This is a genomic window from Bradyrhizobium liaoningense (assembly GCF_018130785.1).
Classification (GTDB): domain Bacteria; phylum Pseudomonadota; class Alphaproteobacteria; order Rhizobiales; family Xanthobacteraceae; genus Bradyrhizobium; species Bradyrhizobium liaoningense_A.
Genome location: NZ_JAFCJT010000002.1, coordinates 325,005 through 342,894 on the forward strand (window position 1 = coordinate 325,005; position 17,890 = coordinate 342,894).

The following is a 17,890-nucleotide window of genomic DNA, read 5'->3' on the forward strand; positions in this document are numbered from 1 at the left end:
CCCGTTCCGCCAGGTGCGCGGTCGCCGCCCGTTAGATGTCGTAATAAAGATGAAACTCGTAAGGATGTGGCCGCAGCCGGATGGGATCGACCTCTTTCTTTCGCTTGTAGTCGAGCCAGGTTTCGATCACGTCGGCGGTGAAGACGTCGCCGCGTAGCAGGAATGCGTGATCGCGCTCGAGCGCGTCGAGCGCCTGGTCCAGCGATCCTGGCGTGGATTTCACCTCCTTCGCCTCCGCGGGCGCGAGGTCGTAGAGATTCTTGTCGATCGGGCTGCCGGGGTCGATCCGCTTGTCGATACCGTCGAGGCCAGCCATCAGCATTGCCGCGAAGGCCAAGTAGGGATTGCAGGACGGATCCGGCGAACGAAACTCGACGCGCTTGGCGCGCGGATTCGGCGAATACATCGGAATCCGACAGCAGGCGGAGCGATTGCGCTGGGAGTAGACGAGGTTGATCGGAGCTTCATAGCCCGGCACCAGACGCCGATAGGAATTCGTCGTGGGGGCGCAAAGTCCGCACAACGCCCAGGCGTGGCTCAATAGCCCGCCGATGTAGTAGCGGCCGAGCTGGCTCAACTCGGCGTAGTCACCTTTGTCGTAGAACAGATTGGTCTCACCCTTCCAGAGCGATTGGTGAACGTGCATGCCCGAAGCGTTGTCCTCGAACAGCGGCTTCGGCATGAATGTCGCGGTCTTGCCGTGCTGATGCGCGGTGTTCTTCACCACGTATTTGTACATCATCAGGTTGTCGGCCATGCGGGTGAGGGTGGTGAAGCGCAGGTCGATCTCGTTTTGGCCGCCGGTTGCGACTTCATGGTGATGGGCCTCGATCTGGATACCCAGAGATTCCATCGTCAGCACCATTTCGGTGCGTAGCGCCTGCATGCTGTCGGTCGGGGGAACGGGAAAGTATCCCTCCTTCGGGCGCGGTTTGTGGCCGAGGTTCGGCCCTTCCTCAGAGCCGGTGTTCCAGCTGCCTTCGCTGGAGTCGACTGCGTGCATGGCGTAGTTGATGCCCTGTGCGTAGCGCACCTCGTCGAAGACGAAGAACTCCGCTTCCGGGCCGAAATAGCTCGTATCGGCACGCCCGGTGCCCTTGAGGTAGATTTCGGCTTTCTGGGCGATGTAGCGGGCATCCCGGCTATAGGACTGGCCGGTCACGGGGTCGCGGATGTTGCAGATGAGAACCAGCGTTTTGGCCGGACTATAGGGGTCGACGAATGCCGTCGTCGGATCGGCGACGACCAGCATGTCGCTTTCCTGGATCTCCTGGAAGCCTCGGATCGATGAGCCATCGAATCCAATGCCTTCATTGAGTGCATCGGCATTCGCCGCGCTCGGCGGGACGGAAAAATGTTGCCACACCCCCGGCAGGTCGGTGAACCGCAAATCGATCATCTGGACTTTCTCGTCCGCGATCACCTTCACGAGGTCTTCGGCTGTCGTACATTTCGCAACCATGGCTTCGCTCCCAGGTCAGCGTCCCGAGATCGCGTAGCCGTTCGGCCGCAACCTGGCGGCTCGCGACGGACTGTGGTCCACCTTCGGCGTTGTCGCCGCAGTCAGGCAAGCTTCGCGCGACGGCAGTCAGCTTTGATGTGGCCCGCGCATCAGCTTCATCGCGTCTTCGATGTGGCGCCAGGTTTTGGCCAACTCGAGCTCGCCGTTCTGCTCGAGGTCGATGGCGTTTTGAGCGGCTTCGGCAATGGCCTTGGGGCCATGGGCTTCCAGCAACTGCCGCGCATAGTCGTGGATTTCCATTTCTCGCATGGCGTCATCTCCCTCTTGTTCTGGGCGCGAACCGGGTGGGCCTAGAACGGCAGACATTGACACCTGTCAAGCGCCGATAGTCTGCATCCTGGTGCGCCGCACTTGCAAGAGCCCTTTCCGGGGCATGGGCGCCCGGATGGGGCGCCGGCTCCTGATCGCGGCAACACAGCGCAGGCCGGAGGGATGGTTCTTCATGGGCGCGCCCCCCACATTATACGAGAAGGGAGGTGAGCATCATGCGCATCCAACATTGGCAAGACGCTGGTAGCCTGTTGGTGGGCGTGTGGCTGGTCCTGTCGTCCTTTGTCCTCGGCTTATCCGGCGCTGCCGTCTGGATCACCATCGCACTCGGGCTCGGCGTCATGCTGTTTGCCGTGGAAGCCTTTGTCATCCCGTCCTACCTGGAAGAGTGGGGCGAAATGCTGCTGGGCTTGGCTCTGGTGCTGGCACCTTGGTCCATTGGCTATGAGCCCGTATCGGCCACGGTCAGCAGCATAGTGTCGGGCCTATTGGTGATCTTGCTCGCGGTCTGGGAATTGATGACCGATCGCGACTTCGGTAGCTGGTGGCACGATCACTGGCCTCACCGCGCCGGCTGAGACGAGAGGTTGCCGGCTCCTCTCCGACCGCCATCGGCTGGCGGCCGGAGGAGAGGTGATTACCTTAAGACGCGGCTCTGGGCTCGATCGGTTGCCAGATGCTGATCTTGCGCGTCTCCGGCATCAAGAAGACAGCGAGCACGAAGCACACCGCGGGGACCACGATCGGGTAGATCAGTGCGTAGCCGATGCTGCCGGTCGCGGCGAATGCCGCCGAGGTGATGAACGGCACCAATCCGCCACCCCAACCGTTGCCGATGTGGTACGGCACGGAGACTGACGTGTACCTGATCCTGGCGGGGAAGAATTCCGCCAGAAACGCGCCGACCGGCCCGTACACCATCCCGACATAGCAAACGAGGATGAAGATGATGAAGATCGCGGTCGGATAGTTGATGTTTCCGGGCTGCGTGACCGATCCCAGCCACAGATACAGCGGATAGTACGTGATCGCGGCGAGCAGCATGCCTCCAAGAATCACCGGCTTGCGGCCGATCTGATCCGACAGCCAGCCAAAGAAGATCAGGCTCGGCGTTGCAATGAGCAGCGCGGTTCCCACGATGTAGGCCGAGGTCAGCGGGTCCACCTTGGAGACCTGCTGCAGAAAGTACAGCGCCCAGAATTGACCACTGTACCAGACCACGCCCTGTCCGATCAGGACCACGACGGCGATCCCGATGTATTTGATGTTCGAACCGAGGAAGGCCTCCTTCCACGGATTCCTCGTCATCTGTCCACGGGCCTTGATCTCCTGGAAGATCGGCGTCTCCTGGAGCTGGAGGCGGATATAGATCGCGATGGCCACCAGCAAGAAGGACACCAAGAACGGAACGCGCCACGCCCATTCGTCGAAGGCCTGATTGCCGAACCAGGTCCGTGTCAGGATAATCACGGCCAGGGACACCACGATGCCGAGAGTTGGCGAGGTCTGCAGCCAGCCGGTGTAGTAGCCGCGCTTCTCGTCCGGAACATGCTCTGCCACATAGGTGATGGCGCCGCCATATTCGCCGCCCAGACACAGACCCTGGATCATGCGCAAGCCGAATAGAAGGAACGCCGCCGTCAGACCGATGGACTGGTAGGTCGGGATCAACCCGATTGCCCCCGTACCCAGTCCCATTCCGCTCAGCGTGATGAGGAACGTATATTTTCGCCCGACCCGGTCGCCCATCCATCCAAAGAGGAAAGCTCCCAGCGGACGGATCAGGAAGCCTGCAGTGAACAGCGCGATCGTGCTGAGGAGGGCTGCAACCGGGTGGGACTGCTCGAAGAACTTGACCGACAGAACTGCGGCCAGACTGCCAAAGATATAGAAATCATACCATTCGATGACGTTTCCCACCGATGCAGCAACAATCACGCGGCGAAAATCGCTCGGTACTTGAACTGCCATGTGCTGCTCCTATCAAATTCAAGCGCTACTCTTGGCGCTTTTCAGCGCCCATTCGCTCGCGGAGTGCGCTTGGTGCGCGAACGCTACAGGCGAGAATTGCGAGTTGCGTCCGCAACGCCTGGTCTTAGGGGCGCTTGAGCCACCTGAGAAAGAGCTCCAGCGGTCTCTTCGGTACCGCGAGCTATCACGACCTGCCCGTCTGCCGGGGAGGCGTAGAAGCAATGTAATCCTGCCGGGGCTGGCGTCTTATGAGACTTTCGGCTCGATCGACCTGAACCGAGTGACCCGTCCCGAGATGGAACAGTCGCCCATCGCGCCGGCCGGTTTTGTCACGAACGAACGGAAAGGCCTCTCAGGCGTTGTGTGGGTCCCCAACAAGGATCTCACTATGCAGAACATCGCAGAGCATATGGAAGTCATCGGCGCCGATGGCGTCCACATCGGCACGGTCGACAAGGTCGAGGGCCATCGCATCAAGCTGACCAAGAAGGACAGCGGCGAGGGCAGCCACAAGGGCCACCATCACTTCATCGACAAGGGCCTCGTCGCCGGTGTCGAGGGCAACAAGGTCCGGCTCTCGGCCAAGGCGGATGTCGCCGTGACGATGGAAGAGGAAAAGTAGGGTCCGTTCGTCCCGTTCCTGATCCGTACCGCTATTCGCCTGCCTGCACGTTCCGGTAGCCTCCAGGCCTGTCGCGTATCGTAAGGTGCAGGGAATGGCGGAGCCGGGCCGGCCAGTACGCTCCCAGGGAGTCGCCGGGACGTGGCCGGTCGGCCGCGCTGCACCGGCCGGCGGCTTTGCGCCGGCGGGTTTGGGCGTCTGGCCCGCAATCGGCGAGACCCTGCGCGAATGGGCGCGCGCCGAGGCCGGCGCGGGACGGTTGTTGCCGTGGGTGCCGGTCGCGTTCGGCGGCGGCATCGCGCTCTACTTCGCCGCCGATCATGAACCGGTGCTGTGGGTCGTTGCCGCGACGGCCATCGCGCTCATGATTGGCGCCGTGCTGCTGCGGCGGAGCCGGTGGTTTGCGCCGGCGATCATGATCGCGGCCATCGCGGCCGGTCTTGCCACGGCGACCTGGAAGACCGCGCGGATCGCGCACACGGTGCTAGCAAAGCCGCTCTATTCTGTCGCGCTGTCGGGCTTCGTCGAGACCCGCGACATCCGCGAACGCACCGACCGTTTTGTCCTGCGCGTCACCGCGATGGAGGCGCAGCGGAGCGACGTCAAGCTCGAGCGCGTGCGCCTCTCGGTGCGCAAGGGGACTGCGCCCGAGGTCGGGAGCTTCGTGCAACTGAAGGCGCGGCTGTTGCCACCGCTGTCGCCGGTGCGCCCCGGCAGCTATGACTTTTCGCGCGACATGTTCTTCCAGGGCATCGGCGCCTCCGGCTTCGTGATGGGAACGATTGCGGCATCGGTGCCGCCGGATGCCGGTGGCTTGCGGCTGCGTTATGCCGCCTTCATGCAGGGGCTGCGCGATGCGATCGACGCGCGCATCCGCGCCACGCTCGAGGGCGACAACCGGGCGATTGCGACCGCGCTGCTCACGGGCCGGCGCGATGCGATCAGCACGCCCGTCAACGACGCCATGTTCATCTCGGGGCTCGGCCATGTGCTCTCGATCTCCGGCTACCACATGGCGGTCGTCGCCGGCGTGGTCTTCTTCGCGGTGCGCGCGCTGCTGGCGTTGATCCCCGGAATGGCGGCCGGCTTTGCCATCAAGAAATGGTCGGCGGCCGCCGCCCTGGTCGCAGCCGCGTTCTATCTGCTGCTATCGGGCGCGGAGGTCGCGACACAACGATCGTTCTTCATGACTGCGGTGGTGCTGATCGCGGTCATGGTCGATCGCCGCGCCATCACGTTCCGCACGCTGGCGGTGGCCGCGCTGATCGTGCTTGCAGTCGCGCCGGAAGCTTTGGTCCATCCTAGTTTTCAGATGTCGTTTGCGGCAACGCTCGGGCTCGTCGCGCTGGTGCAGATCGGGATGCCGAACCTGTTTGCGTCGCCCGATCATTCCGCGACCGCGCGGATTGCAATGTGGGGCGGGCGCGAGATCGCGATGCTATTCCTGGCCTCGCTGATCGCGGGGCTCGCGACCACGCCCTATGCCGCCTTCCATTTCCACCGCGTGACGCCATTCGGCGTGCTCGCCAATCTCGGGGCGATGCCGGTGGTCTCGGCCCTGGTGATGCCGGCCGGACTTTTCGGATTGCTCCTGGCTCCGTTCGGGCTCGATGGCGTGTGCTGGTGGGTGATGGGGATCGGCATTGATTGGATGGTCGCAGTCTCGCGCTGGGTGGCGGCATTGCCGGGCGCGGTCGGCCGCCTCCCGGCTTTTGGCATCGCGCCGCTGATCGCCGCGAGTCTCGGGATCATCGTGCTGGGCTTGTTGCGCACGCCTCTGCGCTGGTCAGGCGCGGTGGTGTTGTTGGCCGCGATCGTCTGGGGACTGTCCGCGCGGCAGCCCGATGTCCTGATTGCCGGTGACGGCCAGAGCGTCGCGGTGCGGGGCAGGGATGGGCAGCTGCATCTGATCAGGTCGAGCAAGGACGGTTTTCTTCTGAAGGAATGGCTCGCCGCCGACGCCGATCCGCGCGACGCCGGTACTGCCTCACTGGCCGCCGGCGTGTCGTGCGACGAGGCCGGCTGCGTGACGCCGCTCGCCGACGGGCGCCTGGTCGCGCTGGCCTTGCGCATCGATTCACTGGTTGACGATTGCAGCCGTGCTGCGCTGGTGGTGACGGCGCGGCCGGCGCCGCCGGATTGCGCGGCGATGGTTGTCGACCGCCAGCGTCTCGCAAGGCAGGGCGCGTTGGCGCTGACGCGAAGCGGCGACGGCTTTGCGGTTCAGGCGGCGAAGACGAGGGGGACGGACCGTCCGTGGTCGCCGGCAGCGGCCGGCGAGGCGGATTTCGGCGCGAGCCTTGCGCCGCAGGCGGCGGCTCCCCGCAACCGCGACGCGACGCCATCGGAAGCCGACCTGCAGGCCGAGGATTGAGCGGATGGGTCACAGATACCAGGCCAACACAGCGTCGAGCCTGGCGTTGCCGATGACCGGCAGGACGACCATCTGGCTCAGTCCAGAGGCGCTGGCCTGCGAGGCCGCGATCGAGCCGTCACGCGCGAGATCGTCGTTGAGCGCGGGCATGCCGGTGGCCCAGGCCCCGCCGATGCTGCCTTCGCCTTTGGCGATGGATTTCTCCGCATAGAGCGCGGCGAGGTCGGTCTGCGCGCTGCAATCGCCGGCGCGGAAGACCAGCGCCGAACGGGCCTCGTCCGGGACCCAGATCTCGAAGCGTCGTGCAATCGGGGTCGCCTGCGCGGAGAGGAATGTCAGCACCCAGGTCTGATCGGAGCCGGTCCGGTAGGGAACGCCGACGCCGAGATTGATTCCGACCTTGGCGGCGTCCTCCCAGCGCAGAAAACTCCTGGCATCGTGCAGGTCCTTGATGATCAGCGGCAGGCCGGCTTTCCAGATGCGGCCGGGCAGGCCGAAGCCACGCGGAAATCTGGTGTGGCGGGAGTTGAATTCGAACATGTCGGCGGTGCCGTAATAGCCGTCGACGAGCCCCATCTCGTGGGAGGTTTCGGCATCGTTGTGCCAGAGCTCGATTGCGCCGACATGGGCCTCGTCGTCGCCGCAGAACAGCACCATGACGGCTTGCAGGAATTCGCCTGAAAACACCGGCACCGCCACGCCGCAGGTCAGCCCGGCGGCGATGGCCTGATCGGTCCGCTTGAAATAGGAATCGGTGAATTTGGTGAGGATCACGGGGTGGCCGCCGGCCCAGGCCTTGCCGGGAAGCCCCTCGTCATATCCGAAGTGCAGATCTTCGCTCACGGCCTTGAATGCGGACAGCCCTTCGCCGTAGAGGCCGCCGCCGAATTCCAGCCGCATGCGCGTCCGGTCGGGCACCCAGAGTTCAACGACGCGAATGAAGGTCTTCATCGAACGTGCCCGCCGTCTCAAGCCGCATTGAGCATCGGCCATTTGGCTGCGGAACGGACGTTCAAAATTCAGGCAGGACAGCGCAAACTTCGTGCGGTGGGAGGCGCTGCGGCTTGGTCCGCCCGATGCAATTTCGCGGGACGCAAACGATACCATCTCGCCGGCCTCGGCCGGCGATGGCAATTTCAATCCTGGCCCGACCTGCCGGCCGGGGATGGCTGTGTCAGCCGATCGGCAGGTGGGTAATGGTCGGCCGGCTGTCCGCGCTGATCTGCGGCTTGTGCTCGCGCTCGCCGACCGGCTGGGTCACCGGCAGTTGCAGCACTGTCGCGCGCTGGCCTTCGACGAGTTGCGTCACCAGCACGTATTTTCCATCGGGGAATTCGATCGCGTCGTGATGGCGATCGGGAATATGTGGATCGATCTTGCCGAACTTGCCGACGCGCGAATTGACGGTCCGCGTCCAGATCCAGCGATTGTCGTAGCGGACGTTGTCGGCGAAGGCGAGCTCCGTTCCCGGCAGCAGGCAAACCGCGACGGTCGGATCGGCTGCGGACGCAAAGCCGCGTGTCGAGGTACCGCGGAAGGTTGTCGTGACGATCGTCTCGCCGACTTCGGCGGGACGCGACGCGACGGCATGCAGGCTGTAGTCACACATCGGGTGCTCCTCTTGCAGGGATAGCGACCCACGTCTCTTATCGAGGCGCAGGCCTCTATCAGAGTGGAAGCATGATAGCGTCTTCTCGGTTGTAGGCAAATCTGCGGCTCGCCGTCGTAGCCCGCGATCACATTATCTTTCCCGAATCCACTGGGAACAAAGCCCGCCCCTGGGCATTCGGGACGCGCGTGTCAGCGCCCCGCAGGCGCCGACCAGCCGGAATATTGCCAGCCCGGCCGCGACGGTTGCTCGACCGCGTTGCGGGCCTTGCGGACCTGCTCGTTCACGGCGGTGTCTTTACGGACATGTCGCGATTGCGCGGCGAAGGCTTGCGAGGCTGATGCTGCGATCAGCGCCGCAGCGACTATGCTCAGAACGGTCTGGCGCATGGCTTCTCCTCGAACCTGATGGCCGCGAAGCAGTGTTGCTTCGTGCGGCGCGCCGAGGATGTACTGATGGAGGAGGGGCCGGATAATCTGCGCGAAATCAGAAAGACTATCCAGCGGAAGCGGACAATCGCCCGCATCGGCGATGCCGATCGAAAGCGCGCGAGGCGCCCAATAACCGATACCAGTGCGTCCGGTATCAGTACTTCCGGTACAGCCCGATCAGCTTGCCCTGGATCTTGACCCGGTTGGGCGGCAGGATGCGGACCTCATAGGCCGCATTGGCGGGCTCGAGCGCGATCGAGGCGCCGCGGCGGCGGAAGCGCTTGAGGGTTGCTTCCTCGTCGTCGATCAGCGCCACCACGATATCGCCGGTATCGGCGCTCTCGTTGCGCTGGATCAGCGCCATGTCGCCGTCGAGAATGCCGGCCTCGACCATGGAATCGCCGCGCACTTCGAGCGCATAATGTTCGCCCGAGCCGAGCATGTCAGGCGGTACGCTGATGGTGTGGCTGCGGGTCTGCAAGGCCTCGATCGGCGTGCCGGCCGCGATGCGGCCCATCACGGGCACCGCGACCGGGCGCTCGCCCTCGTCCGCGGGTGGGCTGGAAGTCGTGCGGACCTTGCCGAGATTGCCTTCGATGACACTCGGCGTGAAGCCGCGGCGGCTGCCGGCGGCGGCCTGAAGCTCGGGCAGCTTGATCACCTCGATGGCGCGGGCGCGGTTGGGCAGGCGCCGGATGAAGCCGCGCTCCTCGAGCGCGGTGATCAGGCGATGGATCCCCGATTTCGAGCGCAGGTCGAGCGCATCCTTCATCTCGTCGAAGGAGGGCGGCACGCCGCTTTCCTTCAGCCGTTCGCTGATGAACCGCAGGAGCTCATACTGTTTGCGCGTTAACATCTCGACCAAAATCCCCCGGTTGATGTCGTTCGATTCCGAGACGCTGAATTCAGCAATAAGCCGCTACATGCTCGAAACAAATCATGAACGGACACTATATGTTCGATACATGTTCCGCAACTGCTTAATTTACCGTGAACGCGTCAAAGTTCGCGGAACGCACGCGAACGAAGCGGTCAGACGGGCAGCCGCAAGACCTCGCAAGGCGTGCCGGCGTCGGCCTTCGGCGCGAATGGCGGCCGCACGAGAAGTGCCTGTGCCGCAGCGAGATTCGCAAGCAGCGAGGAATCCTGGTGTTTGACTGGAAGGGCCATGAGCGTGCCGTCGTCGCGCAACTCCAGGCGTGCGCGCAGATAATCCTCGCGCTGGTCATTGGCGCCGACATCGCGGCCGAGCACCGCGCGTTCGCGGCGGTGATGAATCATCGAACGGCCCGAGAGCGCGCGAATCAGCGGCACCATGAACAGGAAGCCGCAAACGTAGGATGACACGGGATTGCCGGGCAGGCCGATCACGCGCATCGTGCCGAGCCGCCCGTTCATCATCGGCTTGCCCGGCCGCATCGCGATCTTCCAGAACGCCATCGAGATGCCTGCGCCCCTCAGCGCCTGCTGGACCAGATCGTGGTCGCCGACCGACGCGCCGCCGGTCGTGATCAGGATGTCGGCGCCGCTCTCCCGCGCGCGGCCGATGCCGGCCGTGGTCGCCTCCAGCGTGTCGGCGGCAACGCCGAGGTCGATGGTTTCGGCGCCCTCGCTGCGGGCGAGCGCGTGCAGGGCATAGCCGTTGGAATAGACGATCTGGCCGTGGCCCGGCGTCGTACCGGGCATCACCAGCTCGTCGCCGGTGGCGAGAATCGCGACCTTCGGGCGGCGGCGGACGGGTAGGTGAGGGTGATTCATGCCGGCGGCGAGTGCCAGGTCGCGCTCGGTCAGCCGGGTCCTCTCGCGCAGCAGCACGTCGCCCTCGGAGAAATCGACGCCCGCTGGGCGGATGTGCCGCCCGGAAACGGCAGCTTCCCTGATCGTGATGCGCTTGCCATCCGCAACCGTGTCCTCCTGGATCACGACGGCATCCGCGCCATCAGGCACGACGCCGCCGGTGAAGATCCGCACGGCTTCGCCGGTGCCCACCGTTCCTGCAAACGGCCGGCCCGCCGCGACCTCGCCGATCACCGTGAGCGTGGCGTCGATCTTCGCCGCATCGACCGCGCGCACGGCATAGCCGTCCATTGCCGACATCGCCTGCGGCGGCTGCGTGCGCCGCGCCGCGACATCGCGCGCGAGTACGCGGTGGAAGGCTGCGTCGAGCGCAATCATCTCTTCAGGCAGCGGCTCTGCACCCGCCAGCACCGCGGCGAGCGCGTCGGAAACCGGCATCAGGGCCACGGGTGAAAACTCCTGCTAAGCCCGTTCGGGCAAATCGGCGGCGAGAGTTCTAGCCGAGTGCAGGCGCAGTGGCAAAACAATGGCCACGCAGGATGATTTATCCTGCGTCATCCGCTCTGAAGGGTGAGCATCAAGTCCGCCGCGGCATGATCCGGAAGGCGAGACAGACCGGCACGAGGATGGCTATGGCGAGGACGAGAAAGACGACCGCCACGGCCAGCATCGGTCAGGCCCCTGACTTGTATGGACTGACATCCGGCGCTGCAGAGCCCTGGTCCTTGTCAGGCAGCGGGTCGGCCTGGGATTTCAGGTCGGCGGCCTTGCTGATCAGCTTGGCGGAAAGCTCAGAATCCGATGTGCTTCTGGCGAATTTCATCAGCAGAGAGGCCTGCTTAGTGAGGTAGGCTTTGCCCAACACGACGATAAGTCCGATGTAGATGTCCCAACTGACTCATGAGTCCTGAGGCGGGCATTCGTTCCTGGAATTCTGTACAAAAATGCACAAAGGATTTTGGTTCCTCACCCCATGGCAGAATAGTTCCATTCGCGGCCTGTCGGCTTGCCGGCCAGCGATCAGATTCCGAGCGCCTTGAGGGCGTTCCCGACGTCGCGGGGCGAGGTCACGTGGACCGCGGTCAGGCCGCGGGACCGCGCTCCTTCGATGTTCTCGGCAAGATCGTCGAAGAACACGATACGGTTCGCCGGCACGCCGATCGCGGCCACGACATGGTCGAAGGCTTCAACATCCGGTTTGCGCAGGCCGATGCTGGACGATAGATACAGCGCGCGAAAATGGCCGAGCAGGCCGGCATATTCCTTCGAGAAGTGGTCCACATGCGGCCGGTTGGTGTTGGAGAAGGCGTAGAGCGGCATCTGCTTTGCCGCACGCGGCAGCAGTTCGGCGATGTCGGGCATCTCGCCGGCGAAGATCGCGTTCCAGCCCTCCAGGAACTGCGCGTCCGAAATGGCGATCCCGAGCGAGACGCGCAACGAGTCAAAATAGGCCTCGTCGCTGATCTTGCCGACCTCGTGCAGCCGGTAGGCTTCGCTGTCCCGCACATAGCGCGCGACGATGGCTTCCGGCTCGCAACCGGCATGTGCCGCCCAGCAGGCGATCGCCTTGGAGAAATCGATGTCGAGCACGACGCGCCCGAGATCGAACAGGAGCGCGTCCGCGCTGCCGGGAGAGAGCGAGCTCATTGCATCCTTTCACTCAATATCGATATGGGTCGTGGTCGAAGAGCGGGAACGCGCTGAACACGCTCGGCGCATTCGTTGCGGTCGCCTGGTGCAGGCAGGACTTGTTGACGCCGGCGAACGAGTTGGCGCCCAACAGGCCGAGGCAGCGCAGCACCTCGTCCTCGAGCAGCTCCAGCATTCGCGTCACGCCGGCTTCCCCGGCCGCAGCCAATGCCCAGCATTGCAGCCGGCCGATGCCGACCATATCCGCACCCGCCGCGATCGCCTTGACGATGTCGGTGCCGCGGCAGAAGCCGCCATCCACCATGATCTTGGCGCGTCCCTTCACGGCCTCGACGATCTCCGGCAGCACATGCATGGCGCCGCGGCCGTGATCGAGCTGGCGGCCGCCATGGTTGGAGACGTAAATCCACTCGACGCCGTGATCGATCGCAATCTGCGCGTCCTCGGCGGTCGCGATACCCTTCAGGATGAGCGGGATCTTGAACTTGTCCTTGACCATCTTCACGGTCCGCCACTCCAGTCCCTTCTGGTAGTCGCCGCCGGTGGCGCGCAGGCGACTCTCGCGAACATAGCGCTTGGCAATGTCACGTTCGCGACGGCTGTAATGGGCGGTGTCAACGGTCAGGCAGAAGGCGGCGTAGGCGTTCTTCTCGCTCCGGCTGACGACATCGGCGACGAAATCATCGTCGCCGCGCACATAGAGTTGATAGAGCCGCAGCGCATCAGGGGCAGCCTCGGCGGTCTTCTCCAGACCGGGCTCGGACACCGAGCTCAGCATGTGCGCCGCGCCGAAGGTGCCGCAGGCGCGCGCGACGCTCGCCGCACCGTCCGGATCGAAGATCTCCAGTGCGCCGACAGGGGCCAGCACCACCGGTAGCCGCATCCTGCGCCCGAACAGCTCGACCGAGCCATCGACCTCGCGGACGTCGCGCAGCACGCGCGGCCTGAAGGCGATCTCGTCCAGCGCCATGCGGTTGCGGCGCATCGTGGTCTCGGTCTCGGCCGCGCCGACGATATAGTCCCAGGCGTTCTGGTTGAGGTTGGCGCGCGCCTTCCGGATGAATTCATGCAGGTTCTGGAACAGCTCGTTGCTGGAGCCGAGTTCGACGTTCCTTTCCGACCGGATGCGGGGCGCGTCATTCATTGTTGTCCTCCCGAGAATTTGAAGTCTTATTGTCATCGCCTATCGCGTTCGGACCTCCAAAACCATCCTAAAATCGCATAGCTGCGAGGCGTGGCCCGGCCGGCCGATTCCCGCTTTGCGTGAAACGGTTTCGGAACGTTGCCAAAAGTTTAGGCCCGGACGAAGGGATTTTTACGATGTACCCGCCGGCGTGGCGTCCCGGCCTTGAAGAAACCAGAATGGTATTGTGAACAACGGGCTGGATCGCCATTTGCATGGCGCCTGCCAAGCTCAAAGCAAAGCTCCAAGCAAGAAGGCCAGCCTATCCATGCGGAAAACCCTGCTGTTCCCCCTGGGCGCGCTCACGGGAGCGTGTCTGACCCTTCTGGTCGCGAGCCCGCACGGCGGAGTATGGGCGGCGCGGGCGGCAGCGAGCGCGGATGATGCCTATTCGCGGCTTAATCTGTTCGGAGAAGTGTTCGAGCGGGTGAAGGCGAGCTATGTCGAGAAGCCCGACAATTCCAAGCTGATCGAGGGCGCGATCACCGGCATGGTGACCTCGCTCGACCCGCATTCACGCTACATGAACGACAAGGCGTGGACCGAGATGCAGGAGACCACCTCCGGCGAGTTCGGCGGGCTCGGCATCGAGGTCACGATGGAGGAGGGCCTGGTCAAGGTCGTCTCCCCGATCGACGACACGCCGGCGTCCAAGGCCGGCATCATGTCCGGCGACCTCATCAGCAAGATCGACGGCGATGCCGTGCAGGGCATGACGCTCGAGCAGGCCGTCAACAAGATGAAGGGGCCGGTCGATACCCAGACCAAGCTCACCATCGTGCGCAAGGGCGCCGACGCCCCGCTCGACGTCGCCATCAAGCGCGAGATCATCCATGTGCGTCCGGTGCGCTTCCACGTCGAGAACGGTGACATCGGCTATATCCGCGTCACCTCGTTCAACGAGCAGACCACCGACGGCCTGAAGAAGGCGATCGCGTCGATCTCCAAGGAGGTCCCGCCGGAGAAGCTCGTGGGTTACGTGATGGACCTGCGCAACAATCCGGGCGGATTGCTCGACCAGGCCGTGTCGGTGTCGAGCGCATTCCTTCAGCGCGGCGAGGTCGTCTCGACCCGCGGCCGCAATCCGGAAGAGACCCAGCGCTTCACCGCGCATGGCGGCGACCTCACCAAGGGCAAGCCGCTGGTCGTGCTGGTCAATGGCGGCTCGGCCTCGGCCTCGGAGATCGTGGCCGGTGCGCTGCATGATCACAAGCGGGCCACGATCATCGGCACGCGCTCGTTCGGCAAGGGCTCGGTGCAGACCATCATTCCGCTCGGCGCCGGCAATGGCGCGCTGGCGCTGACCACCGCGCGCTACTACACGCCGTCGGGCCGCTCGATCCAGGCCCAGGGCATCGCGCCCGACATCGAGATCCTCCAGGACGTGCCGCCCGAGCTGAAAGGCCGGATGGACACCATGGCGGAGTCCCAGATGCGCGGGCATCTGTCGGCTGCCGACGGCACCGAGCAGACCGGATCGCAATCCTACGTCCCGCCGGAAGAGAAGGACGACAAGGCCCTGCATACGGCCTACGACTTCCTGCACGGCGTGACCGCGAATGCCGTCGCGGCCAAGCCCGCGCCGAAGGCTGCGGTGCCGAACTAAGCCTTACGACTTCGAGACATCGATCGCCCGGGAGTGGATCACCGCTCCCGGGCGAATTCGTGCGGTGACGCTTCGAATTGTTGAGAAGACTGCCCTAGCCCGCCTCGCGGCGCCGGCTTTCCTCGCCGCCGCGCTGGGCGAGGCGGCTGCGGTGCAGTGCGAACAGCTCCAGCACCTTGTCGGCCGGTTTTGCGGCGCTGAACAGATAGCCCTGCATCTCCGAGCAGCCGAGCGCGCGCAACAGGCGTTGCTGCTCCTCGGTCTCGACGCCCTCGGCCGTGGTGGTCATGCGGCGGGCGGCGGCCAGGTTGACGACGGCCTGCACGATGCTGGCGGAGCCGTCCGGCCCGGCGATGTCGTTGACGAAGCAGCGATCGATCTTGATCTTGTCGAACGGGAAGCGGTGCAGATAGCTCAGCGAGGAATAGCCGGTGCCGAAATCGTCGAGCGCAATGCGTACGCCGATGGCGCGGAGCTGGTGCAGGATCGCAAGCGCGGTCTCGTCGTCGCGGATCAGCACGGCCTCGGTGATCTCGAGCTCGAGCCGGCTCGCCGGCAAATTGGAGGCGGCAAGGGCCGCCACGATCTTCAGCGCCAACGTGCCGCTCTTGAATTGAACTGGCGAGACGTTGACGGCAAGGCGGATGTCGTCGGGCCAGTTGGCGGCATCGCGGCAGGCGGTGGCCAGCACCCATTCGCCGATCTCGTTGATCAGGCCGGTGTCTTCGGCGATCGGGATGAACTCGGCGGGCGAGACCATGCCGCGCTCGGGATGGCGCCAGCGCACCAGCGCCTCGCAGCCGGTGATCCGGTCGTCCTTCAGGCCGAGGCAGGGCTGGTAGTAGACTTCGAGCCCGCCTTCGAGCCCACCTTGGGCGATGGCGTGGCGCAGATCGATCTCGAGCTGGCGCCGCTCGCGGACCTTGGCGTCCATCTCCGGCTCGAAGAAGCGATAGGTCCGGCGGCCTGCGGCCTTGGCGGCGTACATCGCCATATCCGCGTTCTTCAGGATCTGGTCCAGCACCGTGCCGTGTCCCGGCGCCAGCGCGATGCCGATACTGGCGTCGGTGGTGAGATGATGGCCCATGCAGTCGAACGGCGTGCGGATGGCCTCGAAGACCCGCGCGACGAGATCGTTGACCTGCTCCAGCGACGTCACCGCGCTCTGCACGATGGCGAACTCGTCGCCGCCGAGCCGCGCCACGAAATCCGTCGGGCCCGCGCAGCGGCGCAGACTCTGCGCGACCGATTTCAACAGCTCGTCGCCGACGAGATGGCCGAGTGCGTCGTTGACGCCCTTGAACTCGTCGATGTCGATGTAGTGCACTGCGATTTCTTCGCCGCCCGCGATGGCAACCAGCTGCTCGCGCAGATGCTCATGGAACATGGTGCGGTTGGGCAGGTCGGTCAGCGCATCATAGTGGGCGAGGTGGGTGATGCGCTCCTCGGTCCGCCGGCGCTCGGTGACGTCTTCGTGGGTCGCCACCCAGCCGCCGTCCGCGAGCGGCTCGTTGAGGATGTGAATCGAGCGCCCGTCGGAGGTATCGATCACCATGGAGTTGCGCACATGAATGTCGCGCAGCACACGGACGACATAGTCGTCGATGTCGCCGGTGAACGAGCCGGTCGCCTTGCGGTGGGCGATGATGTCGTGGAAGCTGGAGCCGGGCTTCACCACCTCGGCTGACAGGCCGTACATCTCGATGTAGCGCTGGTTGCAGATCACCAGCCGCCGCTCGGCGTCGAACAGCAGCAGGCCCTGCGTCATGTTGTTGACGGCGCGGTCGAGGCGCTGCTTCTCCAGCGTCAGCCGCTCGCGGGAGGCGCGGTGCTGCTCCAGCAGCTTGCGCACGATCGCGATCAGCACGCCCGCAATGGCGAGCGCGCAGGCGCCGGCAACCGAGATCAGGATGCCGATCTGCTCGCGCCAGTCCGTCAGCGCCGCTGCGCGCGTCGTGGTGGCCATCATCAGGATCGGGAAGTGGGGCAGGGCGCGCGAGGAGATCAGCCGGTCCTCTCCGTCGACGGGGCTCATGAACCGGCCGGCGAAATGATCGAGCCCGAAGACCCTTTGATGCTCGAACGGGCCGGTCTTGAAATTCCTGCCCATCAACTCGCTGGAATGGGGATAGCGAGCGAGCAGCGTGCCGTCGCGATGCAGCATCGAGATCGTGGCGCCTTCGCCGAGCACGACGGACTCGAAAAACTTCTCGAAATTGGCGGGTTCGATACCGCGCCCGACCACGCCCAAGAACTCGCCGTTCGGTCCCACGATCTTGCGCACGATCAGGATGGTCCAGGCGCCGGAGATGCGGCTGTGCACCGGCTCGATCAGCACGTTCGGCGAGTTAGGATCGTATTTGAAAGTGCGAAAATAGGCGCGATCGGCGACGTTCACTTTGGGAGCCGGCCATGTCGTCGACGAGTTGATCACGTTGCCTTCGGCATCGATGATGTTGACGCCGCCCATGTAGGGCAGCGCCTCGATCTTCGAGCGCAGCATCCGGTGGACGTCCTGGCCGGAGAGGCGTTTGCGATAGTCCTCCGCGCCTGCGATGCCGGTTGTGCGGACGTGGTCGACGAAATCCTTCTGGATGACCGCGAAATCCTGCAACTGCTGATCGAAATGATGAGCGAGCAGCAGCACGGTGTTTTCCAGCTCGCGCCCGCTGTTGCGCAGCGCGCGCTCTCGAAAGTTCTGCGCCATCAGGACCGAGCCAATGGCGATTGCCGCGATCAGCAGCGTGCCGCCCACTACCAGCCAGCGGATCGGTCCGCTGCGAACGAAGGCCTGGTCAAAGAGGCGATTGCTGAATCTCGTCATCATGCTGGATCATGGCGGTGCACACGTCAGG

The 17,890-nt window shown here is 64.4% G+C and carries 16 protein-coding genes; 4 read left to right on the forward strand and 12 right to left on the reverse strand.

The window, feature by feature from the left end; translation table 11 throughout:
• Positions 1–31: 31 nt before the first annotated feature.
• Both glnA and JQ627_RS07170 read right to left on the reverse strand, forming a co-directional pair.
• Entirely contained in the window at positions 32–1,462 is a 1,431-nt protein-coding gene (glnA, locus tag JQ627_RS07165) for a type I glutamate--ammonia ligase (protein ID WP_212483442.1), read from the reverse strand.
• 126 nt (positions 1,463–1,588) lie between these two features.
• Positions 1,589–1,771, reverse strand: a complete 183-nt coding sequence (locus JQ627_RS07170) for a hypothetical protein (protein WP_028149642.1) — start codon at positions 1,769–1,771, stop codon at positions 1,589–1,591.
• Positions 1,772–2,007: 236 nt separating this feature from the next.
• On the opposite strand from JQ627_RS07170, the gene JQ627_RS07175 reads away from it, so the two are divergent.
• Entirely contained in the window at positions 2,008–2,370 is a 363-nt protein-coding gene (locus JQ627_RS07175; RefSeq protein ID WP_212483443.1) for an SPW repeat protein, read from the forward strand.
• A 64-nt stretch (positions 2,371–2,434) separates the two neighbouring features.
• Here JQ627_RS07175 and JQ627_RS07180 read toward each other — a convergent pair whose 3' ends face one another.
• Positions 2,435–3,763: an MFS transporter gene (locus tag JQ627_RS07180; RefSeq protein ID WP_212483444.1), complete on the reverse strand. Its 1,329-nt coding sequence runs from the start codon at positions 3,761–3,763 to the stop codon at positions 2,435–2,437.
• 388 nt (positions 3,764–4,151) lie between these two features.
• On the opposite strand from JQ627_RS07180, the gene JQ627_RS07185 reads away from it, so the two are divergent.
• Positions 4,152–4,385 carry a DUF2171 domain-containing protein gene (locus JQ627_RS07185; RefSeq protein WP_028149639.1) on the forward strand — a complete coding sequence of 78 codons (234 nt, stop codon included), beginning with the start codon at positions 4,152–4,154 and terminating at the stop codon, positions 4,383–4,385.
• Positions 4,386–4,479: 94 nt separating this feature from the next.
• Positions 4,480–6,759 (forward strand): ComEC/Rec2 family competence protein, encoded by a 2,280-nt coding sequence (locus JQ627_RS07190; protein WP_212483447.1) that lies wholly within the window; start codon positions 4,480–4,482, stop codon positions 6,757–6,759.
• Between the two features lie 9 nt (positions 6,760–6,768).
• Here JQ627_RS07190 and JQ627_RS07195 read toward each other — a convergent pair whose 3' ends face one another.
• The 8 genes from JQ627_RS07195 to JQ627_RS07230 form a co-directional block, all read right to left on the reverse strand.
• Entirely contained in the window at positions 6,769–7,710 is a 942-nt protein-coding gene (locus tag JQ627_RS07195; protein ID WP_212483448.1) for a GAF domain-containing protein, read from the reverse strand.
• A 223-nt stretch (positions 7,711–7,933) separates the two neighbouring features.
• The gene (locus tag JQ627_RS07200) at positions 7,934–8,368 is read right to left on the reverse strand and encodes a hypothetical protein (RefSeq protein ID WP_212483449.1); all 435 of its coding nucleotides are present in this window, start codon (positions 8,366–8,368) and stop codon (positions 7,934–7,936) included.
• Positions 8,369–8,559: 191 nt separating this feature from the next.
• On the reverse strand, positions 8,560–8,757 hold the full coding sequence (locus JQ627_RS07205) for a hypothetical protein (RefSeq protein WP_212483450.1): 198 nt from the start codon (positions 8,755–8,757) through the stop codon (positions 8,560–8,562).
• Between the two features lie 196 nt (positions 8,758–8,953).
• The gene (gene lexA, locus JQ627_RS07210; RefSeq protein ID WP_014494969.1) at positions 8,954–9,655 is read right to left on the reverse strand and encodes a transcriptional repressor LexA; all 702 of its coding nucleotides are present in this window, start codon (positions 9,653–9,655) and stop codon (positions 8,954–8,956) included.
• 176 nt (positions 9,656–9,831) lie between these two features.
• Entirely contained in the window at positions 9,832–11,043 is a 1,212-nt protein-coding gene (gene glp, locus JQ627_RS07215; protein WP_212483451.1) for a gephyrin-like molybdotransferase Glp, read from the reverse strand.
• Between the two features lie 226 nt (positions 11,044–11,269).
• A complete protein-coding gene (locus tag JQ627_RS07220) occupies positions 11,270–11,461 on the reverse strand; it encodes a hypothetical protein (RefSeq protein WP_212483452.1) in 192 nt (63 codons plus the stop codon).
• A 155-nt stretch (positions 11,462–11,616) separates the two neighbouring features.
• Positions 11,617–12,243 (reverse strand): HAD family phosphatase, encoded by a 627-nt coding sequence (locus JQ627_RS07225; protein WP_212483454.1) that lies wholly within the window; start codon positions 12,241–12,243, stop codon positions 11,617–11,619.
• A gap of 13 nt (positions 12,244–12,256) precedes the next feature.
• Positions 12,257–13,390, reverse strand: a complete 1,134-nt coding sequence (locus JQ627_RS07230) for an alpha-hydroxy acid oxidase (RefSeq protein ID WP_212483461.1) — start codon at positions 13,388–13,390, stop codon at positions 12,257–12,259.
• Positions 13,391–13,697: 307 nt separating this feature from the next.
• Here JQ627_RS07230 and JQ627_RS07235 point away from each other — a divergent pair, with 307 nt between their 5' ends.
• Complete coding sequence (locus JQ627_RS07235) at positions 13,698–15,035, forward strand: S41 family peptidase (RefSeq protein WP_212483463.1); 1,338 nt, start codon at positions 13,698–13,700, stop codon at positions 15,033–15,035.
• 94 nt (positions 15,036–15,129) lie between these two features.
• Here JQ627_RS07235 and JQ627_RS07240 read toward each other — a convergent pair whose 3' ends face one another.
• Complete coding sequence (locus JQ627_RS07240; protein ID WP_212483465.1) at positions 15,130–17,862, reverse strand: EAL domain-containing protein; 2,733 nt, start codon at positions 17,860–17,862, stop codon at positions 15,130–15,132.
• Positions 17,863–17,890 lie beyond the last annotated feature (28 nt).